Origin of the sequence: Cryptosporangium sp. NPDC048952 (genome assembly GCF_043197895.1) — a bacterium.
Lineage (GTDB): Bacteria > Actinomycetota > Actinomycetes > Mycobacteriales > Cryptosporangiaceae > Cryptosporangium.
Genome location: NZ_JBICTY010000005.1, coordinates 531,097 through 553,840, shown reverse-complemented (window position 1 = coordinate 553,840; position 22,744 = coordinate 531,097). Strand labels below are relative to the sequence as shown.

Annotated in this window: 24 protein-coding genes; 14 read left to right on the top strand and 10 right to left on the bottom strand. The window is 70.2% G+C overall.

Going from position 1 to position 22,744, the window contains the following annotated elements; all coding sequences use genetic code 11:
• Position 1 precedes the first annotated feature (1 nt).
• On the bottom strand, positions 2–850 hold the full coding sequence (locus tag ACGFY5_RS29340) for a tryptophan 2,3-dioxygenase (RefSeq protein ID WP_392724761.1): 849 nt from the start codon (positions 848–850) through the stop codon (positions 2–4).
• Between the two features lie 66 nt (positions 851–916).
• Between ACGFY5_RS29340 and ACGFY5_RS29335 the strand changes: the two genes are divergently transcribed.
• A complete protein-coding gene (locus ACGFY5_RS29335; RefSeq protein ID WP_392724759.1) occupies positions 917–1,660 on the top strand; it encodes a YdcF family protein in 744 nt (247 codons plus the stop codon).
• Between the two features lie 89 nt (positions 1,661–1,749).
• Here the strand turns inward: ACGFY5_RS29335 and ACGFY5_RS29330 are convergent, their stop codons facing one another.
• Entirely contained in the window at positions 1,750–3,393 is a 1,644-nt protein-coding gene (locus ACGFY5_RS29330; protein WP_392724758.1) for a CocE/NonD family hydrolase, read from the bottom strand.
• Between the two features lie 28 nt (positions 3,394–3,421).
• Here ACGFY5_RS29330 and ACGFY5_RS29325 point away from each other — a divergent pair, with 28 nt between their 5' ends.
• Entirely contained in the window at positions 3,422–3,865 is a 444-nt protein-coding gene (locus ACGFY5_RS29325) for an NUDIX domain-containing protein (RefSeq protein ID WP_392724757.1), read from the top strand.
• Here the strand turns inward: ACGFY5_RS29325 and ACGFY5_RS29320 are convergent.
• Genes ACGFY5_RS29320 through ACGFY5_RS29310 form a run of 3 tightly spaced genes read right to left on the bottom strand, consistent with a single transcriptional unit; the run spans position 3,862 to position 7,096 of the window.
• A complete protein-coding gene (locus ACGFY5_RS29320; RefSeq protein WP_392724756.1) occupies positions 3,862–4,506 on the bottom strand; it encodes a LuxR C-terminal-related transcriptional regulator in 645 nt (214 codons plus the stop codon). The genes ACGFY5_RS29325 and ACGFY5_RS29320 overlap by 4 nt on opposite strands.
• Entirely contained in the window at positions 4,497–5,633 is a 1,137-nt protein-coding gene (locus ACGFY5_RS29315) for a histidine kinase (RefSeq protein ID WP_392724754.1), read from the bottom strand. The genes ACGFY5_RS29320 and ACGFY5_RS29315 overlap by 10 nt, the downstream gene beginning before the upstream one ends.
• Positions 5,624–7,096, bottom strand: a complete 1,473-nt coding sequence (locus ACGFY5_RS29310; protein WP_392724752.1) for an alpha/beta hydrolase — start codon at positions 7,094–7,096, stop codon at positions 5,624–5,626. The genes ACGFY5_RS29315 and ACGFY5_RS29310 overlap by 10 nt, the downstream gene beginning before the upstream one ends.
• 172 nt (positions 7,097–7,268) lie before the next feature.
• Here ACGFY5_RS29310 and ACGFY5_RS29305 point away from each other — a divergent pair, with 172 nt between their 5' ends.
• Both ACGFY5_RS29305 and ACGFY5_RS29300 read left to right on the top strand, forming a co-directional pair.
• A complete protein-coding gene (locus tag ACGFY5_RS29305; RefSeq protein ID WP_392724750.1) occupies positions 7,269–7,886 on the top strand; it encodes an RNA polymerase sigma factor in 618 nt (205 codons plus the stop codon).
• Complete coding sequence (locus ACGFY5_RS29300; RefSeq protein WP_392724749.1) at positions 7,867–8,538, top strand: anti-sigma factor; 672 nt, start codon at positions 7,867–7,869, stop codon at positions 8,536–8,538. Before ACGFY5_RS29305 ends, ACGFY5_RS29300 begins: the two co-directional genes overlap by 20 nt.
• 15 nt (positions 8,539–8,553) lie before the next feature.
• Here ACGFY5_RS29300 and ACGFY5_RS29295 read toward each other — a convergent pair whose 3' ends face one another.
• Entirely contained in the window at positions 8,554–9,198 is a 645-nt protein-coding gene (locus ACGFY5_RS29295; protein WP_392724747.1) for a fasciclin domain-containing protein, read from the bottom strand.
• Between the two features lie 121 nt (positions 9,199–9,319).
• Here ACGFY5_RS29295 and ACGFY5_RS29290 point away from each other — a divergent pair, with 121 nt between their 5' ends.
• The gene (locus ACGFY5_RS29290; protein WP_392724746.1) at positions 9,320–10,585 is read left to right on the top strand and encodes a PP2C family protein-serine/threonine phosphatase; all 1,266 of its coding nucleotides are present in this window, start codon (positions 9,320–9,322) and stop codon (positions 10,583–10,585) included.
• 56 nt (positions 10,586–10,641) lie between these two features.
• On the opposite strand, the gene ACGFY5_RS29285 is transcribed toward ACGFY5_RS29290, so the two are convergent.
• Both ACGFY5_RS29285 and ACGFY5_RS29280 read right to left on the bottom strand, forming a co-directional pair.
• Positions 10,642–11,241, bottom strand: a complete 600-nt coding sequence (locus ACGFY5_RS29285; RefSeq protein ID WP_392724744.1) for an NAD(P)-dependent oxidoreductase — start codon at positions 11,239–11,241, stop codon at positions 10,642–10,644.
• A gap of 1 nt (position 11,242) precedes the next feature.
• Positions 11,243–12,019 (bottom strand): inositol monophosphatase family protein, encoded by a 777-nt coding sequence (locus ACGFY5_RS29280; RefSeq protein ID WP_392724742.1) that lies wholly within the window; start codon positions 12,017–12,019, stop codon positions 11,243–11,245.
• A gap of 66 nt (positions 12,020–12,085) precedes the next feature.
• Here ACGFY5_RS29280 and ACGFY5_RS29275 point away from each other — a divergent pair, with 66 nt between their 5' ends.
• Positions 12,086–12,967: a LysR family transcriptional regulator gene (locus ACGFY5_RS29275; RefSeq protein ID WP_392724740.1), complete on the top strand. Its 882-nt coding sequence runs from the start codon at positions 12,086–12,088 to the stop codon at positions 12,965–12,967.
• On the opposite strand, the gene ACGFY5_RS29270 is transcribed toward ACGFY5_RS29275, so the two are convergent.
• On the bottom strand, positions 12,957–13,550 hold the full coding sequence (locus tag ACGFY5_RS29270) for a TetR/AcrR family transcriptional regulator (RefSeq protein WP_392724738.1): 594 nt from the start codon (positions 13,548–13,550) through the stop codon (positions 12,957–12,959). The two genes, ACGFY5_RS29275 and ACGFY5_RS29270, sit on opposite strands and share 11 nt — an antisense overlap.
• 39 nt (positions 13,551–13,589) lie before the next feature.
• Here ACGFY5_RS29270 and ACGFY5_RS29265 point away from each other — a divergent pair, with 39 nt between their 5' ends.
• Both ACGFY5_RS29265 and ACGFY5_RS29260 read left to right on the top strand, forming a co-directional pair.
• Positions 13,590–14,315, top strand: a complete 726-nt coding sequence (locus ACGFY5_RS29265) for an SDR family NAD(P)-dependent oxidoreductase (RefSeq protein WP_392724737.1) — start codon at positions 13,590–13,592, stop codon at positions 14,313–14,315.
• A gap of 4 nt (positions 14,316–14,319) precedes the next feature.
• Positions 14,320–15,840, top strand: coding sequence for a long-chain fatty acid--CoA ligase (locus ACGFY5_RS29260; protein ID WP_392724736.1), 1,521 nt, complete (start codon positions 14,320–14,322; stop codon positions 15,838–15,840).
• A gap of 9 nt (positions 15,841–15,849) precedes the next feature.
• Here ACGFY5_RS29260 and ACGFY5_RS29255 read toward each other — a convergent pair whose 3' ends face one another.
• Positions 15,850–16,608: a FadR/GntR family transcriptional regulator gene (locus ACGFY5_RS29255; protein WP_392724734.1), complete on the bottom strand. Its 759-nt coding sequence runs from the start codon at positions 16,606–16,608 to the stop codon at positions 15,850–15,852.
• Between the two features lie 76 nt (positions 16,609–16,684).
• Between ACGFY5_RS29255 and ACGFY5_RS29250 the strand changes: the two genes are divergently transcribed.
• From ACGFY5_RS29250 to ACGFY5_RS29225, 6 genes are read left to right on the top strand one after another with little or no spacing between them, the layout of a single operon-like run.
• Positions 16,685–17,764 (top strand): enolase C-terminal domain-like protein, encoded by a 1,080-nt coding sequence (locus tag ACGFY5_RS29250; protein WP_392724732.1) that lies wholly within the window; start codon positions 16,685–16,687, stop codon positions 17,762–17,764.
• Between the two features lie 28 nt (positions 17,765–17,792).
• Entirely contained in the window at positions 17,793–19,118 is a 1,326-nt protein-coding gene (locus ACGFY5_RS29245; protein ID WP_392724730.1) for an ABC transporter substrate-binding protein, read from the top strand.
• Positions 19,118–20,020, top strand: coding sequence for a carbohydrate ABC transporter permease (locus tag ACGFY5_RS29240; protein WP_392724729.1), 903 nt, complete (start codon positions 19,118–19,120; stop codon positions 20,018–20,020). Before ACGFY5_RS29245 ends, ACGFY5_RS29240 begins: the two co-directional genes overlap by 1 nt.
• A gap of 1 nt (position 20,021) precedes the next feature.
• Positions 20,022–20,891, top strand: a complete 870-nt coding sequence (locus ACGFY5_RS29235) for a carbohydrate ABC transporter permease (RefSeq protein WP_392724727.1) — start codon at positions 20,022–20,024, stop codon at positions 20,889–20,891.
• The gene (locus tag ACGFY5_RS29230; protein ID WP_392724726.1) at positions 20,888–21,856 is read left to right on the top strand and encodes an aldo/keto reductase; all 969 of its coding nucleotides are present in this window, start codon (positions 20,888–20,890) and stop codon (positions 21,854–21,856) included. The genes ACGFY5_RS29235 and ACGFY5_RS29230 overlap by 4 nt, the downstream gene beginning before the upstream one ends.
• On the top strand, positions 21,857–22,666 hold the full coding sequence (locus ACGFY5_RS29225) for an amidohydrolase family protein (RefSeq protein ID WP_392724724.1): 810 nt from the start codon (positions 21,857–21,859) through the stop codon (positions 22,664–22,666).
• Positions 22,667–22,744: the final 78 nt, after the last annotated feature.

Genomic DNA, 22,744 nt, shown 5'->3' with positions numbered 1-22,744 from the left:
CTCAGCCTCCGATCCGCGCGCGGACGCTGTAGAGCTCGGGGAAGAACGTGAGGTCGAGTGCACGGCGCAGGAACGGCACGCCGGACGAGCCGCCGGTGCCGGGTTGCGTGCCGATCATGCGCTGCACCGTCTTGAGGTGCCGGAAACGCCAGAACTGGAACGCGTCTTCGAGGTCGACCAGATCCTCGCAGGCCTCGTAGACGTCCCAGGCCGCGGCCGGGTCGTCGTAGACGCCTTCGAAGACCGGGATCAGTTCCGGGTCCTCCACCCAGGCCTTCCGGACGTCCCGGTCGAGGATCGGCTTCGGGATCGGGTAACCGCGGCGGGCCAGCAGCCGCAGGAACGCGTCGTAGAGGCTGGGTTCGTCCAGCAGCGTCTCGAGCGTCGCGGACGCCGGCGGGTCGGCCGCGAAGACCTTGAGCATGTCGGCGTTCTTGTTGCCGAGCAGGAATTCGACGGCGCGGTACTGGTGGGATTGGAAGCCCGACGACGGGCCGAGGATCGTGCGGAACTCGCCGTACTCGCTCGGCGTCATCGTGGCCAGCACGGCCCACTGCTCGGTCATCGTCTCGAGGATCCGCTTGACCCGCGCCAGGCGCTTGAGCGACCACGACAGCTGGTCGGCGTCGAGCAGATCCCGCGCGGAGCGCAGCTCGTGCAGCATCAGCTTGAGCCAGAGCTCGGAGGTCTGGTGCTGGACGATGAACAGCAGCTCGTCGTGGTGGGTGCTGAGCGGCTGCTGCGCGCCCAGGACGAGGTCCAGGCGCAGGTAGGAGCCGTAGCTCATCGCGTCCCGGAAGTCCGTTCGCACTCCGCTTTCCAGCGGTCGCTGACCCTGCTCGATGCTCACGTCCCGCACGATATCTCATTATCGTGACGGGCGTAAGGACGATGAGAGGTCGATACGATCGGCGGCGTGGAGCCTGCGATCGCCGTGAACACGCTGGTGGACTTCTGTGCTCGGCGGGACGTGGAGGAGTTGACGCGGGAGGCGCTCGGGCCCGTCGACGTGGCGATCCTGTTCGGCGGGAGCATCCTCGCCGGGGGTGACGTCTTCGCAGGTGCGATCAGGGATCGCGTCGCTGAGCACTTCGTGATCGTGGGCGGGCAGGGGCACTCCACCGATGCGCTGCGGGATGCGTGCCGGCAGGCGCTGGGGTGGGACGACGTGGAGGACCGCACCGAGGCCGCGCTGTTCGACCGGTATCTGCGGGAGCGGCATGGGGTGAAGGCCGATCTCCTGGAGGCGGCGTCGACGAACTGCGGGAACAACGTCCGGAACGTGCTGGAGTTGCTCGACGCCGAGCGGGTGCCGCATCGGCGGATCGTGATCGTGCAGGACGCGTCGATGCAGTTGCGGATGCATGCGTGTTTCCGGCTGCTGGCGCCCGAGGTGCAGGTGGTGAACTTCGCCGCTCACCAGGCGAAGGTCGACGGCGAGTTGCGGGTCGTCGATCCGCCGCTCGGGATGTGGACGGCCGAGCGGTACCTCGCGCTGTTGATGGGCGAGGTACCGCGTCTCACCGACGACGAGCAGGGGTACGGGCCCGCGGGGCGCGGGTTCATCGCCCACGTGGACGTGCCGCCGCTAGTGCGCGCAGCGCACGCAGCGCTGCGCGGCGTGGGCGAAACCCGCACCGCCGACCCCCGCTGGGCGTAACCCGCGCTCGCGAGTTTTCTGGGTTTCGTCGCGAGTTTCCGGGCTCGTTCGGGCGGCGTTGAGCCCGAGCACTCGCGACATAACCCCGATTACTCGTGGCGGATCGGGAGGACTATCGCGGAGGGGTGGGCGGCGTCGTGGTGGACGGTCTGGTCTGCTGCGCGGAGGGTCGTGCCGGTGGCCAGGGGTTCGCCGCTTCCCAGGTTGCGGGCGTAGCGGGGGAACGCCCCGCTCGACACCTGGACGCGGATGCGGTGACCCCGGCGGAACCGGTACGCGGTCGGCCACAGCCGCACGTCGGCGCGGCTCACGTCGTCGGCGGAATCGAGGCGCACCAGCCCGTCGCAGACGTTCCACGACCGACCCGCGGGGTCGACGTCGCACAGGCGGACGAACACGTCCGCGGACCGCAGGCTCGACGAGAACCAGATCTCGGCGCTGACCTCGCCGATGACCTCGACGTCGTCCTCCAGCACCGACGTGGTGTACGTCAGTACGTCCGGCCGCGCTTCGAGCGACGAGTTGTCCACCCGCCCCGCTCCCCCACCCCGCATCAACCGCACCCCACCCACCGCGGGCGTCGGATCCGCGGGGTCGTACCGATACCGGTCGACCGCCCCCACCGCCGAAGCCGCGTCCCCCGGCGACGCCGCAGCCGCCGGGGCAGCCCGCGTCAGGAAGGCGTCGGGTGCCAGGTAGAGGCGGGACGGCGAGTACCCCGGCGGAGGCCACGAGTCGAAGTCGCGCCACATGTCCTGGCCCGACACGTACAACCGCACCGGCGGACGGGCCCGCGGCTCCTCCCCGCGCGCATACGCGAGCCCGAACTCGATCGCCTCGGTGAACGGCGTGTTCGAGAAGTCCACGTGCGTCCACGGCCCGACGGTCAGCCGCGCCGGGTGCCCCGCCTCCTGCAGGATCCGGAAGTCGCGCAACTGCCCGGGCAGGAAGATGTCGTACCAGCCGGCGATCGAGCTGACCGGCGCGTTCACCGCGGCCACCCGATCGGTGTGGTCGAGTTCGGCCCATCGCTCCGAGTCCGCATCGTGCGCCAGCACGTCCTGCACGTACGCCGACTGAACACCGCACGCAGCCACGTCCGCCGACGCCAGCGGTAACGTCCGCAGCGCCTGCGCGGTCTTCCGCTCCTGCCGAAACTGCCGCACCATCGCGAACGGACGTTCCTGCTGGCTGACCATCACGCCCCACCCGAACGGCGTCTCCAGCGACATCCCGTCGGAGCGCAGGAACTCCAGCGTCAACGCGGACTCGGTCACGATCGGAATCAGCGCCTTGACCTGCGGCGGCAGCTGATCGGCGATCGCCCACTGCACGTACCCCAGGTAACTCAACCCGAACAGCACGATCGTGTCGCTCCACGGCTGCGCGACGAGCCAGTCGAGCGTCGCGAGGCCGTCGGCGCGTTCCTGGCGCATCGGGTCGAACGTGCCGCCGGACCCGAATCCGCCGCGCGTGCTCTGCATCACCACCTGGTAGCCGCGCTCGGCCAGCGGGCGTGCGATCCCGCTGGCCAGGGGGCCGCTCCGGCCGTACGGAGAGCGGATCAGCGCGGTCGGGAGGCCGTCGCCGCCGGTGCGGGGCGTCCACCGGTTGGCCAGCAGTTCGACGCCGTCGCTCATCGGCACCCGCAGGTCTTTGTGGACGACCACGTCCCGGGTGAGCGGGGGCGGCAACTGCAGTCGGCGCTCGATGAGGTGGCTGACAAGATTCATTCCGCGTCCTCCCGGGAACCGCTCACTCGTGACCCAGACTCAAGTACTGCCGCTCCAGGAACGTAACCCCGGCGAGTCTCGCAAGATCGTGATCGCCGATGTTCTCGTTCGCGACCAGCAAGGCAAAGTCCTTCTGGTCGACGACAACCTGCCCGGTGGGACGGTGGGTGCCGACGAGTCGCCGTGGACCACGGCGCAGCGGGCCCTGCGCGAGGGGCTCGGCCTCGACCTGTCGCCGAACCGCCTGCTCGTCGTGGACTACGTCGACGACCGGCTGACGCTCATCTTCGATGCCGGGATGCTCTCCGACGCCCAGGCCGACGCCATTCGCGCCCGGAAGGCCGCGTTCTGCGACCCGGGCGAGGCCGGTGAGCTACTCCCCGAGCTCGGCCGCCCCCGCCTGTCCGCCGCCTGCGAAGCACTCCGGTTCAACGTCTCCCGCTACCTCCAGAACGGGGAGATACTCGGTTAGGAATCCAGAAACGTCAGGACGGCCCGCACGCGGCGATGTTCCTGGTCACTCGAGGTCAGATCCAGCTTCGCGAAGATCGCGTTGATGTGCTTCTGGATCGCCTTCTCGGTGACCGTGAGCGCCTCCGCGATCGCGACGTTGTTCTTGCCCTGCGCCATGAGCGCGAGCACCTCGCGCTCCCGTGGCGTCAGGCGCCCGAGCGAGTCGGCGTGCGCGGGCCGGGCCAGCAGCTTCGCGATGACCTGGGGGTCCATCACCGTGCCACCGGCGGCGACCTGGCGCACCGAGTCGACGAACCGCGCCACGTCGCCGACGCGGTCCTTGAGCAGGTACCCCACGGCACCGGCGCCGTCGGACAGCAGCTCACGCGCGAACAGCTGCGCCACGTACTGGGACAACACGAGCACCGGCAACCCCGGGATCCGGCGCCGCGCCTCGATCGCGGCGACCAGGCCCTCGTCGGTGAACGTCGGTGGCAGCCGCACGTCGACCACGGCGACGTCGGGGCGATGCTCCACCAGCGCGTCGAGCAGCTCCGGCCCGGTGCTCACCGCCGCGACCACCGTGCAGTCGTACGCGGTGAACAGCCGCACCAGCCCGTCGCGCAGCAGCGCGAGATCCTCGGCGATCACTACGCGCACGGAACCGTCACCTCGATGATCGTCGGGCCCCCGGGCGGGGACGTGATCGTCAACGTGCCGTCGAACGCGGCCAGCCGTCTTCGTAGTCCCGCGAGACCACCGTCCGGGCGCGGCACCGCGCCCCCGCGTCCGTCGTCACGCACGATCAGCCGAATCGCGTCGCCGGTGCCACGAAGGAGCACCCACGCGTGCGCCGCCCGCGCGTGCCGGCCGGCGTTCGTCAGCAGCTCCGCCACCGTGAAGTACAGCGCCGACTCCACCGGCGCCGCCGGCCGCTCCGGCAGCTCCACGTCCACGTAGACGGGGATCGCCGCGGCCAGTGCGAGCTCCTGCACGCCCCCGGCCAGGCCGCGTTCGGCGAGCACCGGCGGGTGGATGCCGTGCACGATGTCACGCAGCCCGTCCAGCGCCGCGCCCGCGCTGGCCCGGGCGTCAGCGACCAGACCGCGCGCCCTGGCGTCGTCGAGGAACTGCTCCACCAGCCCGAGGTTCAGCGCGACAGCGGTGAGGTGGGCCTGGGCGCCGTCGTGCAGATCCCGCTCGATGCGGCGCAGCTCCTGTTCCGCCGCGTGGACGCTCTGCGCCCGGCTCTCGGTGAGCTCGACGATGCGCGCGTTCTCCCTCGAAGGCCGCAGCAGCGCGCCCGCCAGCCGGGCGTCGGCGACCAGCACCAGCCGCCCCAGCAGGTACCCGGCCACGCCCATCCCGACGCCCTGCGCGCAGACCAACCACGCCGTGCGCTGACCGTCGATCACCTGGCCGTTGAGCGCCAGCACCTCCTGGTGGGGCACCAGTTCGAGGGCGGGCGCGAGCACACCCGCGAGGCCCCCGATGGCCAACAGCAGCACGACGAGCGCGACCGGCAGCAGCACGAGGCCGAGCACGGTCTGCCACATGACCGCGCGCCAGGTGGCACCGTCGGTGAGCTTCTCCCGAAGGCGCGGCACGGAGGTGGTGCGCCCCTGCCGGCGCGCGGCTGCCCGCAGCGTCGCGGCCAGCGTCCAATCCAGGAACGGCAACCCCACACCGACGACGCCGAGCGCGAGGACGAACGTACGCAGGAACGCGGCGAAGCCCGCGACCACCACCCGAGTGGTGTCGCGGGCCCACCTCGTAGCTAATTGCACCGCACGTCCTTCGTCGGCCAAATCCCGTCGAGAAGATACTTGTCGGCTACGACGTTCTCGCACGAGTCCGTGCCCCGCGTGCCGTAGACCCCGTGCCCACCAGCGGCGACGGTCACCAGCCGGGACCGCTCCCCCAGCGCCCGCCGCATCCCCCGGGCCGACTCCACCGGCGTCGCGGGGTCCCGCTCGTTCTGCAGCACCAGCACGCGGGGGCCGTGGTCGGCGATCGTCACCGGCTTCTCGATCGGCTCCGTGGGCCAGAAGGCGCACGGCCACAGGTCGGCCGGAAACCCGGCGCTGAGCGGGTGGGCGCGACGGTCCGCTGTCACGTTCCGCTGGTAGGTCGCCACGTCCGACGGCCAGTCGACGTCTCCGCAGACCACCGCGTAGGCCGCCGCGATCGCGTTGTCCGCCGGCACGCCCGGCGACGTCGTCGAGGCGGGAGTGACCGCGGCCAGCACCTGCGCCAGCAGCGCCTTCTCCGCCGGGGTGGCCTTACCGGCCACGAGGTCCGCGCTCGCCTGCCAGGCCTGGGCGAGCGGCTGCAAGGCGGCGTCCTGGTAGAGCAGCGTGAAGGTCAGGTATCGGAAGACGTTGCCGGACAGCGGAATCGGCGAGCCCGGAACCGTCACCGGCTTCCGGTCCAGTTTCGCGGCGAGGTCCAGGTAGAACTCGGCCGACTTCCCGGCCACCCGGGTGGCGTCCGGGAAGCGGGTCGCCATCCCCGCGCTCTGCTGCCGGAACTCGTCGTACCAGATCTGCTCCGGGTCGACGGCACTGTCGAGCACCATCCGGTCCGTACGCTGCGGGAACAGCGACGCGAACACCGCACCCAGGTAGCTGCCGTACGAGCCGCCCCAGTACGAGACGCGCTTCTCGCCGAGTGCCTGCCGGATCACGTCCATGTCCCGCGCGGTGTTCGCCGTCGTCAGAAAAGGCAGTAATGGTCCCGAGCACCGCGCGGCCGCGGACCTCGCGAACGCGACGTTCACGTCGATCGAACCGTCCGGAGCCGGGTACGCGCTCGTGGGCACCGTCTCCGCAACGCTCATCCCACACGTCACCGGCGTGCTGCGGCCGACGCCACGCGGGTCGAAGCCGATCAGGTCGTACGCGGCGAGCACCTTCGCGCTCGTCAGCTGCGCGAACGTCGCCGGCAGGTGCAGCCCCTCGGTGCCCGGACCGCCCGGGTTGAGCAGCAGCGCGCCCCGCCGCTTGGCGGGGTCGGCGGCCGCGAGCCGGGACACGGTGAGCGTGATCGTCTGCCCGTCCGGGCGCCGGTAGTCCAGCGGAACGCGGATCGTGCCGCAGGTCAGCTTCGGGTTCGTCGGGACGCTCGCCGCGGGGGCCGGACACGGTCCCCACGCGATCCCGGGTGGCTTCTCCGGGGCTCCGGACACCGGCTGCGCACACCCCGCCACTGCGGCGAGCATCACGAGCACGCCGATCATCAGCTCCTTCATCGTCTCTCCCGTCGTTCGTCGGCCAGGGAAAACGCTAGGGATCGAGGCGGGGGTGAACGATGGTGCCAGCGTGCGGATCCGATGGTGGTGCCTGCACCACTGCCCGTTTCGAGTTGCGGGAGTTCCCCGGCAGCTGTCGACTGGTCGTCATTGCCGTCGAGGAGGCCGGGCGATGACACCAGGCGGAGACCCCGAAGCGTCGACCGACGCGTCGGGCACGGTCCCGCACCACTACGACGACCCGGACGCGCTGCTGGCCGCCCGGTTCGTGGCCGGCGACGAACGCGCGCTGCGCGCGATGTACGACCGGTGGGGTGGGCTCGTGTACCGCCTGGGCCGCCAGGCGCTGCCCAGCTCCAGTGACGCCGAGGACCTCGCTCAGGCGACGTTCGTCGCGGCCTGGCGCGGGCGCACGACGTTCGACCCGGCACGCGGACGCCTCGCCGCCTGGCTGATCGGCATCGCGAAGCGTCAGCTGATCGACCGGTTGCGTGCCCTGCAGCGCGAGGAGCGGGTCGTGCGGACCGTGGAGGCCGTCGACCCGATCCGTCCGACACCACCGGACGCGGAACGGGTACTCGACCGGTTGGTGGTCGCCGATCGCCTCGCCCAGCTGACCCCCGAGCAACGCCGGGTCGTCCAACTGGCATTCTTCGACGACCTCACGCACACGCAAATAGCCGCCTTGACCGGATTACCGCTCGGCACGGTGAAATCACACCTGCGGCGCGGTGTCAGCCAGTTACGCCGGTCCTGGGAGGAGGTGGACCATGCGGCACGTCGACCCTGAACGGCTGACCCTGCTGGCGCTCGGCGAGGGCGGCGTCGACGCCGAAGAGTCGCACCTCGCGGAGTGTGCGGTGTGCCGGGAGGAACTCGCCACGCTCCGGCACGTCGTCGGCCTCGGCCGGGACGTCGAACCGGACGACCTCTCACCGCCCCCGCCGCCGGCACGCGTCTGGGACGCGATCGCGGCCGAAACCACCGCTCTGCCGGACGTCGAGAAGAAGAAGCGGTGGGTACCGACGGCGGTGGCGGCGTGCGCACTCGGCGTGGTTCTCGGCATCGGTGCGACGCTCGGCTGGCAGGAGCTGCGCACGCCGGAGCGTGCCGTGGTGGCGTCGACGGCGCTGACGCCGGTCGGGACCGCGGGCGGGACGGGCGACGCCCGGCTCGTGCGTACCGACGGGCGGTTGCAGCTGGAGATCGACGTGCGGAACCTGCCGCTCACCAACGGGTTCTACGAAGCGTGGATGTTCGTCCCGGGGACGACCAGGATGCAGGCGATGGGGTCGGTGCGACCGGGCGAGGTCGCCCGGTTCCCCGTTCCGAACGGGCTGGATCCGGCGGGTTGGCGCGGGATCGACGTCTCGGCCGAAGCCTTCGACGGCGATCCCGCGCACTCCGCCACCAGCGTGCTCCGAGGGGAGCTCCGCCGGTGAACTCCATCAACTACGTCAGGGAAGGTCGCTCGGGCGCAGGACCCGGTCGATCGCGTGCGCGATCTGCTTGTTGCCCTTGTTCACATCGAAGACGACGACCCGCGGGTCGCGGTCGTTGGAGTCGGCGTCGACCAGCCGGACGCTCTTCTTACCCCAGGAGGTCCGCACGTCGACGCTGAGCACGGCTCCGGTGGCGGTCTTGAGCTCGGCGCCGTCGGACTTCAACGCCGCCGCCTTGTCCACGGTCGCGCCGGGCACGACGTGGTAGAGCAGCACCGCTTCGACGGTGTTGATGCCCAGGCCGGCCACCGCGGTGAAGGCCTGGCGCTCGGTCGGCCACTTGCCGGTGAGCTCGCAGACCAGCTGCTGGAACGCCCCGTCGGTCGGGACGAACGCGGTCAGCGGCTTCGTGCCGTCGGCCAGCACCCCTACCGCGCTCTTCGGCTTGGCTTTCAGGACGGCCTTCACGGCCGCAGTGAGGATGTCGAAGTCCTTGCTGTTGTGATCGAAACCGCTCTTGTCACTGGTCAGAACCGCAGCCAGAGACTTGGTGCCGTTCGGCTTCCCGGTCGCGGCGGCCGGACTCGCTGCTACGCCGCAGACCAGAAGGGCGGCGGCGGTCACCGCTGCCACCCTGGTGCCGAGTCGGACGAGCTTCATCACGGAACTTCCTTCCGTAGACGCGGTGGCTGATTGCCACACACCCGCGTCTACGAATCTCCTGTCCCGTGCGGATGCACCTGCGAGCAGCGTTGTTGCTGGTAACGCAGGGTAGTGTGGAATGAGTTGGACGGTTACGCTCGCGCGCATGTTCGAGGAGCCCACTGCTCAGGGCATCCGGGAACCGACGGGCTTCCTGAGCCACTTCACCAAACACCTGCTCGGAATCCTCACGATCGAGGACATCGCGAACCGGTCGCTGATCGCGTGCGTTCCGCGGATCGCGCGCTCGGCCCAGCTGCTCGTGCCGTCGCGACACGGCTTCCGCTGCCTCACCGCCGGGCCGATCCCCGGCCAGCTGTCCATCGTGGACGTCCCGCGGCCGGTGACCGGTGGCCCGCTGTCCGGCCAGGCTCGCGTGCTGTCCACCGGAGTGGCCGAGGTGGTTCCGGCGATCGGCGACGACTCCTGGGTGCCCGGCTTCCTCGACGCCAAGGAACTGGTCGTGCTGCCGCTGACCGCGCACGGCTGCACGTTCGGCACGTTGACGCTGGCCGATACCGAGCCGGTCGACGACCCCGGGTTCCTGTCCGAGCTGGCCGACCGGGTCGCCCTGGCGGCGGACAGCGCGCTGGCCCACGTCGAGCGCGCGGACATCGCCGACGCAGTGGACGCGCGCCGCGCCGCGAACGTGCCCCCGCGGACGCCGGGGATGGCGCTCGCGTCGCGGGTGCGCCGCGGTGTCCGGCCGAACGACTTCGGCGGCGACTTCCTCGACGTCATCGGCATCCCCGACGACTGGGTGGTGCTCCTCGGCGACGTGATCCCCTGCCGTCTGCCGACGCCACTGCTCAGCCTGCAGGCGCGTGACGTCGTCCATGGCGGCTCGCGGTTCCAGCGAAGACCCGCCGAGCTGCTCCGCGTGTTGAACACCGAGCTCACCGACCAGCCGGCCGTCGGCGCCCGGTTGCTCTCCGCGCTGTGCGCCCGGGCGCGGGCCATCTCGCCGGACACGCTGATCGTCTCGCTCGCCTCCGCCGGGCACCCGCCGCCGCTGGTCGTCCGTTCCAGCGGAGGCATTCACGAGGTCGACGTGCGGGGCCGCCTGTGCGGTGCGCTGGCCTCGACGTCGTACGACGAGATCCGCGTCGAGCTGCACGACCGCGACATGCTGCTGCTCGTCAGCGACGGCGTGACCGACGCGAAGGGCAGCGAGGACCGCTTCGGCGTCAGCCGGCTGGCCCGGCTCGCCGCCGCCTACCGGGGTGCCACCCCCGCCGCGCTCGCCGAGGCCGTCGACATCGCGGTCACCGAGTTCACCGCCGCCCGCCCGGGCCGGCCGACCGATGACGCCGCCGTCGTCGTCATCGCACCGGAGCCGCGGTGATCGCCGATGCCGCGGCGCGTCATCCGCGCCGCCGCCCGGGCGCACGTCCCGGTGGCTCAGTTTCCCCCGGTAGCGACGACGGTTTGGCCGGGATGGGTCGGGGCGGCGGCCTCGTCGATCATCGCGGCGGCCACGGCGGCGCGGCTCACCATCGACGGGAAGAGCTTCGTCGGTGCCTCTCCCAGCGGATATGTGTGGTGGGCCGCGGGTCCGTCGCCCATCGGTCCGACGTGGAACACGGTGCCGCCGGCGGCCAGGACCGTGGCGTCGGCGGCGACCTTGTCGGGGATCTCGCGGCGCAGGAGGAGGCCGATCACCGACCGGGTGACGAAGCCGGCGGCCGCCGCCGATTCGCCGGTGCCGTAGGCGCCGAGCCAGACGATCCGCCCGACGCCGGACGCGACGGCGGCTTTCGCCCCGGCGGTCAGCGTGCCGTGCGCTCCGTTCGTCACGCCGAGGCCGGAGACCAGCACGTCGGCGCCCTCGACCGCCCGCGCGATCGACGCGGGGTCGTGCACGTCGACCTGTGCGGACCGGACACCTGTCACCCGGGACGGGTTCCGTGCCAGCGCGGTCACCTCCAGACCGCGTTCGAGTGCCGTCGTCACCAGCAGCGACCCGACGGCTCCGGTCGCACCGAGCACCGCGACGCGCACGTCAGCCCACCCGCCGCAGCACGTCGAGCGCCGCCGCGTGCAGCCCGGGCGCCGCGGCCACGTAGCCGCCGCCCGCGATCTCCCACGGGCTGCCGTCCAGATGCGTGACCACGCCCCCGGCTTCCTGGACGATCAGCAGCGGGCCGATGTGCGAGCGCAGGTTGTCGAACTGCCAGTGCACGTCCATCCGGCCGGCCGCGACCTGCGTGAGCTGGTGGCCCACCGGCACCGACGCCCGGACGACGAGGGCCGCCTGCATCATCGCGGCGATCGCAGCACCGACGCGCTCCGCGTCCGCCTTGTCGCGGCTCGGCTTGGCCTGGCCGGTTCCGGTGAGCGCGGCGCCCAGTTCGGTCTTCGCGGACACCCGCAGCGGAACGCCGTTGAGCCACGCGCCCTGCCCCGCGACAGCGGTGAACATCTCGTCCAACAGTGGCGCGTACAGCGCGGCCAGTACCGGCTGACCGTCGCGGACCAGGCTCACGCCGATGTTCCAGTCGATCATTCCGTGCACCGCGTTGACGTTGCCGCCCACCGGGTCGACGACCCACCAGTCGCCCGCGGGCATCGGTCCGCTGGCGTGCTCGTCCTCCTCCCAGCGTGCGCCGGGCAGCGCCTCGGTCAGCGCGGGACGCAGCACGTCGACGACGGCCGCATCGTTGCCGCGGACCGCGGTGATCAGTTCGTCGAAGGACGCGGGACGGGATTCGGTGGAGTAGCGGGTGAGAAGGCGGGCGCCAGCGGTTCGGACGGCCGCACCGACGAGGGAAATGTTCATGGCTCAAGAGTCGAACGGCAGCTGGATTAAGTCCAGTGCACTCTCGTTAGGCTACGATTTACCCTCATGCACTTGGATCTCAACCTGCTGACGGTGCTCGACGCCCTGCTCGACGAAGGCAGCGTCACCGGCGCCGCGGACCGGCTCCGGCTCTCCGCCCCGGCGGTCAGCCGGAGCCTCGGCCGGATCCGACGCCACACCGGCGACGACATCCTGGTGCGCACCGGCCGCACGATGACCCCCACGCCGTACGCGCTGGCGGTCCGCGAGCAGGTGAGCGACCTGGTCCGCCAGTCGCAGGCGGTCCTCGCACCGAGCCGCGAACTGGACCTGGCCACGTTGGACCGGACGTTCACCCTGCGCTGCCACGACGCCCTCGCGACCGCCGTCGCGCCGTTCCTGCTGGCGTCCGTCGAAGCGCAGGCGCCCGGCGTGCGGCTGCGGTTCCTGGCCGAAACCGCCGACGACACCGACGACCTGCGCCACGGCCGCGTCGACCTCGAAGTGGGCGCGGACCCACCCGCCCTGCCGGAATTCCGGTCCGAGACGATCGGCCACGATCGGCTGGTTCTGGCCATGCGCCGGGGTCACGGGCCGGTCGAAGGCCTCGCGGGGTATGCCGCGCAGTCGCACGTGCTGGTGTCGCGGCGCGGCCGGCTCACCGACCCGGTCGACGAGATCCTCGCCGCGCACGGGCTGCGCCGGCGCGTGCTGGCCTCGGTCGGTACCAGCGCCGCAGCAGCGCACGTCATCAGCCGCGGCGACGGCGTGATGACGATCGCCGACGCGATGAACAGACCGCTGGTCGACGCGTTCGGACTGGTGACCGTGCCGCTGCCGTTCGCGCTGCCGGAGGCGTCGATCATCTGCTCCTGGCACCAGCGCTACGACACCGACACCGCCCACGCCTGGCTCCGTACCCAGCTGCGCGCCGCGCTCACCCGGTGACGAGCAGCAACGGCAGCAGCGCTCGCACCTGGTCCTGGAGGTCGTCGAGCGCACCGGCACGACCGGTCAGGTGGCCCAGCAGGGCCTGCTGGAACACCCCGTCGAGCAGACCGTACGCGGCCTGCGACGTCGTGGCCGGCGGCCGCCCGCTCAACTCCGAGAAGCGCGCGACGACCCGCCAGATCATCTCTTCGAGTGTCTTGTCGATCATCAGCACCGCGTCACGCAACTCGACCTCGAACATGCTCTGCGTCCGCAGGTCGTACCAGAGCCGGTGCATCGGCGCTTCGTCCACGATGGTCTCGACGAGCTTCGCCGCGAACGCGTCGAGCAGCGCGGCCGGCGTTTCGGACTCCACGACCACCGCGTCGTACCGAGTCACGCACCGCGCTTTGTAGTAGCGCACGCAGTAGATGATCAGCTCGAGCTTGTCGGCGAAGTAGTAGTGAACGACCCCGTGGCTGAACTCGGAGTTGTTCGCGATCTCGCGCAGGCTGCTGCGGGCGTACCCGAGCTCCCCGAGCGTGCGCAGGGCGGACTCGGCGAGCTGGTCCCGCCGCTCGTCGTGCCGTGCCGTGCGCATGACAGTGATCGTACGTTCGGTCTTGACGACTGACCAAGCATGGCGTTAGCGCTGGCCGCCGCGGGCGCGAAGGTGATCGTCGCCGACCTGCAGGACGAGCTGGGCACCAAGGTCGCCGAGTCGCTCGGCGAGGGCCACGGCTTCGTGCACCTCGACGTCACCGACGACGACAACTGGGAGTCCGCGGTCACCGCCGCCACCGAGCAGCTCGGCGGCCTGGACATCGTCGTCAACAACGCGGGGGTCGAGATCACCAGCCTGCTGGTCGACGTCGAGGCCGCGCAGATCCGCAAGCAGCTGGAGATCAACCTGCTGGGCACCACGCTCGGCATCAAGCACGCGTTCCGTGCGATGCGCCCGGGCGGCGTCGCCGGCACCGGTGGTTCGGTCATCAATGTGGCGTCGGTCGCCGCGACGATCGCGTTCCCCGGCATCGCGGTGTACTCAGCGACGAAGTCCGGAGTGGACCGCCTCACGCGGGTCGCCGCCGCCGAGTCCGGCCGGATGGGTTACGGCGTCCGCGTCAACACGATCTACCCCGGACTCGTGCCCACCGCGATGGGCGCCGGTCTGGCGAACGACGTCGCCCGGCTCGGGCTGTTCGCCTCCGCGGAGGAGGCCGTCGGCGCTGTCGTCGCGCTCACCCCGTCGGGTCGGCTCGGCGAGGTCTCCGACATGGCCGACGCCGTCGTGTTCCTCGCCTCGGACGGCTCGCGCTTCGTCAACGGCGCTGGTCTTCCGGTCGACGGCGGCATGGGGATGTGACGTCGTGCGGCTGGTCGACTACCTCGACAAGGGGGCGTCGCTGGGGCCGGACGCCCCCTGTCTGACCACGGACGGGCAGTCCCGCAGCTACGCGGAGGTGCAGGAGCTGAGTTTCCGCATCGCCGCGGCGTTGGAGCGGCGCGGGGTGGAGCCCGGGGACAAGGTCGCGATCCTCTCGGCGAACGATCCGGTCGCGTTCAGCTGTGTGTTCGGGATCAGCCGCGCCGGTGCGGTGTGGTGTCCGATCAACCCGCGGAACGAGGCCGCGGAGAACCGTGAGCTGCTCGAGCTGTTCGAGTGCGGCACGCTGATCTTTCAGGCCTCGTTCGCGCCGCTGGTCTCCCGGCTCGAGCTTCCCCTGACGCTCGTTTGCCTCGACGGCGACGTCGAGGGCGCGCTGACCTGGCAGGCCTTCCTCGACGGCGCACCGGATGCGGTCGCGGGTCGAACCGAGGCCCAGCCCGTCGACGATCTCGCGATGCTCGTCGGCACGGGTAGTACGACCGGCCGACCCAAGGGTGTGATGCTCACCGGCGCGAACCTCGAAGCGATGACCGCGATCACGCTGATGAGCTACCCGTTCGACGGCCGCCCGACCTACCTCGCGCTGGCGCCACTCACCCACGCCGCCGGTGTGCTGTGCTTCCCCGTGCTCGCACTGGGCGGCGAGATCGTCGTCATGCGCGCGCCGGACGTCGGCCTGTTCTTGACGTTTGTGGAGCGCCACCGCGTGACCCACACGTTCCTGCCGCCGACGCTGATCTACCTGGTGCTCGACCACGCCGGCCTCGACGGCACGGATCTGTCGTCGCTGCAGTGCTTCTGGTACGGCGCGGCACCGATGTCGACGGCGCGCCTGGCCGAGGCGCTGAACCGCATCGGCCCGGTGATGGGGCAGCTCTTCGGGCAGACCGAGGCCCCGATGATGATCTCGACGCTGGCACCGCGCGACCACTTCCGCTCCGACGGATCGGTCGCGACCGAAAGGCTCTCCTCGGCCGGACGACCGACACCACTGGTGACGGTCGGGATCATGGCCGAGGACGGCGCCCTGCTCCGGAGGGGTGAGCGGGGCGAAATCGTGGTGCGGGGCTCGCTGGTGATGCGTGGCTACTACCGGAACGACGAGGCCACGAAAGCAGCGAGCGCGCACGGCTGGCACCACACCGGTGACATCGGCTACCTCGACGAGGACAACGTTCTGTTCATCGTCGACCGGGCCAAGGACATGGTGATCACCGGCGGCTTCAACGTCTACTCCACCGAGGTGGAGCAGGCGGTGATGGCCCACCCGGCCGTGCAGGACTGCGCGGTGATCGGGCTGCCCGACGAGAAGTGGGGCGAGCGGGTCACGGCCGTGGTCCAGTTGCGACGCGGCCAGGACGTCGATCCGGCGGAGCTCACCGCGTTCGTCAAGCAGCGCATCGGCAGCGTGAAAGCGCCCAAGCAGGTCGAGGTCTGGCCCGACCTGCCCCGTTCGAAAGTCGGGAAGATTCTCAAGAACGAGATCAAGCAGAGCTTCTGACGAGCAGCGTCAGCCGGCCGCCCGGCCCAGAGCGTCGTGGACCTCGGGACGGCGGCGGTTCCACGAGCCGACGATGTGCGTGCGCATCAGCGCGCTCACCCGCTCCGCGTCACCGGACCGGATCAGCGCCTCGATCTGGCGGTGCTCGGACATCGACTGCGCCAGGTCGGCTGCCGTCGGCGTGCCGTTGTAGCGACTGGAAAGCCGCGCCTTGCTGTGGATGCTGTGGATGATCGCGTGGCCGAGGCGGTTTCCGGACGCGACCATGATCAGGTCGTGGAACACCACGTCTTCGGCCGCATAGCGCTCGGCGTCGTCGATCAGTGACGCGAGCACCTCGATCTGGTCCGCCAGCCCCTGCTGCTGCGCAGCGGTGATCGCCTTCGCGGTGGCCGAGACCATGTCGCTCTCCAGCGCCGCCCGCACGCTCACCAGGTCGTCGAGAATGCCCAGCTCACGGTCGTGCCGGATCTGCGCTTCGAGCACGATCGGGTCGAGCAGGTTCCAGCCGGGAGGCTCCAGCACTCGGGTACCACGCCCCGGCGTCGCGCGGACCAGGCCCTTCTCCTCCAGCAGCTTGATCGACTCCCGCACGACCGTGCGCGACACCCCGAACTCGTCGCAGAGCTCGGGCTCGGTCGGCAGCACGCTGTCCACCGGGTACTCGCCGGCGACGATCCGGTCGACCAGGTAGGTGACGACGGTGTCGCCCAGGCGCCCCGACCGGCGGGGCTGAATCGGCCCGAGCGGGCCACCGAAGTCGATCACCGCCACACCTTACCTCTTGCGGCATACGTAATTCGTATGATGAAGTGGCGCGCACCACAACGCGTCGGGAGCTTGCGTGCGCATCACCCATGTCGAGTGCCACCTCGTCACAGTTCCGGGTCCGAACCCGCCGTTCGTCTGGCGCGACGGGCTCCCCGGCTCGTGGCCGGACGGCGAAGGCGCCGTGCTGCGGATCTGCACCGACGAGGGCAACGAGGGTGTGGCGTTCTGTCCGCGCAAGGGTGTGATCGTGCAGAACATCGTCGACCGGCTGCTGCGGCCGGAGCTCATCGGCGCCGACCCGTTGCAGCGGGAGTGGCTCTGGCACCGTGCCTGGGAGCTCGACCGGGTCGAGGAGATGCCGATCTACGTGCTCGGCCTCGTCGACATCGCGCTGTGGGACCTGGCCGCGAAGTCCGTCGGCCTGCCGATCTGGCAATTGCTCGGCGGCTACCGCACGTCGATCCCGGCGCAGGCGTCCACCGTGACGTTCGGTTCGATCGAGGAGTTCCTCGACGTCGCTGATCAATGCATTGCCTTGGGCTACAGCTCGATCAAGCTGCACGCCTGGGGCGACTGGAAACGCGACGCGAAACTCTGCGTCGCGCTGCGCGAGCACGTGGGCGACGACTTCCCGCTCGCCTACGACGGCTCCGCGGGCTTCGACCTGCCGGACGCGATCCGTCTCGGGCAGGTGCTCAGCGACGCGGACTACCTCTGGTACGAGGAGCCGATGCGCGAGTTCAGCGTCACCGCGTACAAGTGGCTGGCCGAGAAGGTCGGCGTCCCCCTGCTGGTGGGCGAGACGTCCGACGGCGCGCACATGAACACCGCGGACTTCATCGCGTCCGGCGCCGCCACCGGTGGCGTCCGGACCAGCGCGGAGCTACGCGGCGGGTTCACCGGCGCGATGCGCATCGCGCACCTGGCCGACGCGTTCCGGATCCGCGCCGAGGTGCACGGCCCGATCATCCCGCACCAGCACCTCTGCATGGCCATTCCGAACAACACCTACTACGAGTCGCTCATCACCTCCAACCAGGTGAAACGCGAAGCTTGCGTGGACGCGGACGGACTGGTGCACGCACCGACCGCACCCGGTGTCGGCCTCCCCCCGGACCTCGATTACCCCGCCGAGCTCGCCCAGCACCTCTGACTTTCCAACGTTGGGAAGGAAACCCCCCATGAGATTGCGGATAGCCATCGCGATCGGCGCCGTGCTCACCGTCGCCGCGTGCGGCAGCGCCGACCCCGAACCCCAACAGTCCGCCGCGGCGTCCGACTTCAAGCCCGTCGCGCAGGACGAGAGCAGCGAGATCACGGTCTGGGCCGACGCCACCCGCGTCCCGGTCGTCGAGGCGTACCGGAAGGCGCACCCGGACGCGAAGGTCAAGGTCGTCACGTACAGCGGCAACGCGAACGGCGCCACCGACCTGCAGACCAAGGTGCAGCTCTTCGACCGCACGAATTCGGGCTGGCCGGACGTCGCGTTCAGCACCACGTACGCCGAGACGGCCTGGGCCGCCTACGGCAAGAACCCGTACGCGGCCCCGGTCGAGAAGGTCCTCGACGCGAGCACGCTGGACGGCTTCGCGAAGGGCGCTCTCGAGCCCTGCAAGGTCGGCGACAGCACGTACTGCGTGCGCAACGACCTCGCGCAGGGTGTGCTCTGGTACAACAAGACGCTCCTCGACCGGTTCGGCTACCAGGTGCCCACCACCTGGGAGGAGTACCAGGCGCTCGGCGAGAAGGTCGCGAAGGAACACCCCGGCTACCTGGTCGGCACCGCGGGTGACCCGTGGGCCCCGGAGATCTACCTCTGGGCCAGCCAGTGCCCGGCGTCGTCGGTGTCCGGCGAGAAGAACGTCACGATCAACCTGCAGGACCCGAAGTGCACCCGGATGGTCAGCATGCTCGACACGCTGATCAAGGCCGGATCGATGTCCAAGTCCAGCGTGTTCGACGCCGGGTTCATCAAGGACCAGGCCGCGAAGGTGCTGATGATGCCCGGGCCGTCCTGGTACGGACAGACGCTGTTCAACGCCACGTTCAAGACCCCGAAGAGCCAGATCGCGGCCGCGGCTCCGCTGAAATTCTCCGACGACGCCGAGACCTTCACCGGCAACGTCGGCGGTGGTGTCTGGTACATCTCGTCGCACAGCAAGAATCTGAAGGCCTCCGGCGATCTGGTGAAGTGGGTGACGACTTCGAACGACGCTCAGGCCACCGCGGGCACGTACCCGGCCTACAGCGAGGCAGCCACCGCCTGGCTGGCCAACCAGAAGTCGACCGGCTACTTCGCCGGCGACGTCGGTCCGGCGTTCACCGCGGCCGCCGAGCAGGTGTGGCCCGGTTGGTCGACGACGCAGTACAGCCACGAGGCGATCTACGCGTCGACCGTCGTCCCGGCGCTCAACCAGGGCAAGACGATCGAGTCGACGCTCGGTGAGTGGCAGACCGCGATCGCCAACAAGGCCACATCGCTCGGATACCAGGTTACGGAAAAGTAATGACCGTTGTTGCTCCTCCCCTGCGCTCCCAGAAAGTTCGTGAGCGCAGGGGCGGCAAGGCCGGTTACGTTTTCGTCGCCGGATACGTCGTGCTGCTGGTCGCGTTCGGCATCCTTCCGACGCTGTACGCGATCTGGCTGTCGATCTCGAACTCGCGGCACCAGCTGGTCGGGCTCGGCAACTTCACCCGGACGTTCGCCGACTACCGGTTCGCAGCCGCGTTCACGCACATCGTCGTGTACGTCGCGATCTGGCTGATCACGCTGGTGGTGCTGGTCGTGGGCCTCGCGCTGATGCTGCACGGGCGGATGCGCCGCACCAGCGCCACGCTGCGGTTCCTGTTCTACCTGCCCGGTGCGCTGGCCGGTGTGGCCAGCGTGGTGCTCTGGCTGATCCTGCTGGACCCGGCGAACTCCCCCATCGGATTCGCGTTGCGGGCGTTCGGCTGGGACTCGTTGGCGACCGTCATCCTGCCGTCGCACCTGCCGGTGCTGTTCACGGTCATCGCGTTCTGGACCGGCGCCGGCGGCTGGATCATCATCATGTACGGGGCGTTGAACAACATCCCGGCGGAGCTGATCGAGGCCGCCCGCATGGACGGCGCGAGCACCTGGCAGATCGCGCGGAACATCCAGCTGCCGATGCTGCGCAAGTGGATCGCCTACATGCTGATCCTCGCGTTCGCGACCGGTACGCAGCTGTTCGTCGAACCGCAGCTGGTCTCCACCGCGAGCTTCGGCATGATTCCGGACGGCTGGGCCCCCAACCAGCTCTCCTACCTGTACGCCTTCCAGGCCGGTGACTTCCACGGTGCGGCGGCGCTCGCCGTCGACCTGCTCTTCATCGGCGTCGCCTCCGCGACGGTGATCGTTTTCCGCGGCGGTTTGTTCCAGAGGGATTGAGATGGTTCCCAAAATCGCCGGGCGGACCGGCTGGTTCCTCGGCATGGCGTTGTTCCTGGTGTTCTTCGCGGTGCCGGTGATCTGGCTGCTGCTGGCCACCACCAAGACCGACGGGGACATCGTCCGCGGGCACCCGTTCGCGATCGGGAACTGGCACGATTTCCGCCAGGCCTGGGACAACCTGATGAACTTCCAGGACGGGGCGATCCTGCTCTGGATGCGCAACTCCGCGGTGTACGCGTTCGGGTCGCTGGTGCTGACGCTGGTCACCGCGATCCCGGCCGGGTACGGGCTGGCGCTGACGCAGTTCATCGGGCGCAAGGCGCTGCTGTCGATCACGCTCGTCACGATGATCATGCCGGCGGCGGCGCTGGTGCTGCCGCTGTACCTGGAGATCAACGCGATCGGGCTGACCGGGACGATCTGGTCGGTGATCCTGCCGCTGTCGTTCTTCCCGTTCGGGGTGTACCTGGCGTACATCTACTACTCGTCGACGGTGCCGGACGATCTGCTCGCCGCGGCGCGGCTGGACGGGTGCAGTGAGTGGCAGGTGTTCCGGCACATCGCGTTGCCGCTGGCGAAGCCGGTGATCGCGCTGGTGAGCTTCTTCAGCTTCACCGGTAACTGGAACAACTTCTTCCTGCCGTTCGTGATGCTGCCGGATTCGTCGCAGTACCCGGCGCAGGTGGGGTTGTCGAATCTGCTGACCGCGTCGGCGGTGTTCAACACGTCGGCCGGTACCGAAAACCAGATCCTGCGGCCGGAACTGGCGCTCGCGGCGCTGATCACGATCCTGCCGGTGCTCATCGTGTTCCTGTTCTCCCAGCGGGCCCTGGTCTCCGGCATGCTCGCCGGCGGCACGAAGGAATGACCCGCGACTCCGGTGCGCCTGGGCCGGCGCCGCAGGACGGGGCGCCGCAGGACAGGGCGCCGCAGGACAGGGCGCCGCGCGCCCCGGGGCGGGTCGTGCTGGGCACGGCTGCGCTCGCGGGGCTGTTCGAGCCGGTGCCGCCGACGGAGGCCCGGGCCACGCTCAAGCAAGCCTGGCAGGACGGCGTGCGGGGGTTCGATACGGCGCCGCACTACGGGGCGGGGCTCGCGGAGGAGCGGCTCGGCGAGTTCCTACCCGAGGGCGCCTGGGTCTCGACCAAGGTGGGACGGCTACTCGTTCCAGCAGGCACCCCGGGGAGCACCAAGGCCCCCGAGTTCCCCGGCTCCGGTCTCGCCCGGATCCGCGACTACTCCGCCGCCGGAGTGATCCGGGGCCTGGAGCAGAGCCTGGAACGACTCGGACGCACCGAGGTCGACCTCGCGCTCGTGCACGACCCCGACGACCACCTGGACCAGGCCATCCACGAGGCGATCCCGGCCCTCGCCGAATCCGGCCTGGCCCGCGCGGTCGGCGTCGGCATGGTCGACGCGGACGCGCTCACGACGCTGGTGGCAAAGGCACAGCTGGACTACGTGATGATCGCCGGGCGCTACACGCTCCTCGACCGCACCGCCGAGCGCGAACTCCTCCCCCTCTGCGCCGAACGCGGGGTCACGGTGCTGGCCGCCGGCCTGCTGAACAGCGGAATCCTCGCCGACCCCCGGCCGGGCGCGCGATTCGACTACGTGGAGGCCCCGGCGGGGATGCTGGCTGCTGCGCAGCGCATGGCCACGGCCTGCGCGAACCACGGCGTCCCCCTGCTCGCCGCGGCACTGCAGCACGCGTACCGTCACCCCGCGGTGGGATCGGTCGTGCTCGGTGCACGCAGTCCCGCCGAGGTCCGGGCCGCCCTCGCCGGGCTGGCCGTCCCGATTCCCGACGAGCTGTGGGCGGAGCTGGGCTGAGTGAGGATCGATGCTCACCACCACCTGTGGGACCTCTCGCGCCGGCCGCAGGAGTGGCTGGCGGAGTTACCCCTGATCAACCGGTCGTTCGGGCTCGACGACCTGCCCGAGGGGTTCGATCGCACCGTGCTCGTGCAGGTGCTCGCCGACCTCGACGAGACCCGCGAGTTCCTCGCGCTGGCCGCCGATAACCCCAGGATCGCCGGGGTCGTCGGCTGGGTCGACCTCACCGCGCCCGACGTCGGAGACGTGCTCGACGCACTCCCCGCGGGCCTGGTCGGTATCCGGCACCTCGTGCAGGCCGAGCCGGATCCGCGCTGGCTCCTGCGCTCCGACGTGCAGCGCGGCATCCGTGCGGTCGGTGACCGGGGCCTGGTGTACGACCTGCTCACGCTCCCACCGCAGCTCCCCGCCGCGATCGAACTCGTGAACGCGCAGCCGAATACGCGCTTCGTGCTCGACCACCTCTCGAAGCCCCCGTTGGCGACGGGCGACCTCGCTGACTGGGCTGCGGACCTGCGTGAACTCGCGAAAGCGCCGAACGTCGTCGCGAAGCTCTCCGGCCTCGTCACCGAAGCCAACTGGGATTCCTGGTCGCTCGCGGACCTGCGCCCCGCCGTCGAGGTGGCCCTCGAAGCGTTCGGTCCGAGCCGCCTGATGTTCGGCTCGGACTGGCCCGTCTGCCTGCTGGCTGCCCCCTATGCCGACGTCACCCAAGCCGCCGAAACCCTCACGAGCGACCTCTCCTCCACCGAGCGAGCGCAAATCTTCGGCACCACCGCAGCCTCTGTGTATCGGCTCACCGTCTGAGCCGCAGCCGGATGCCCGTCCACTCTGGACCACAGGCGCCCAGCTGTCGTTCCAGCGACAGCCAGGCGCCCATGGTCG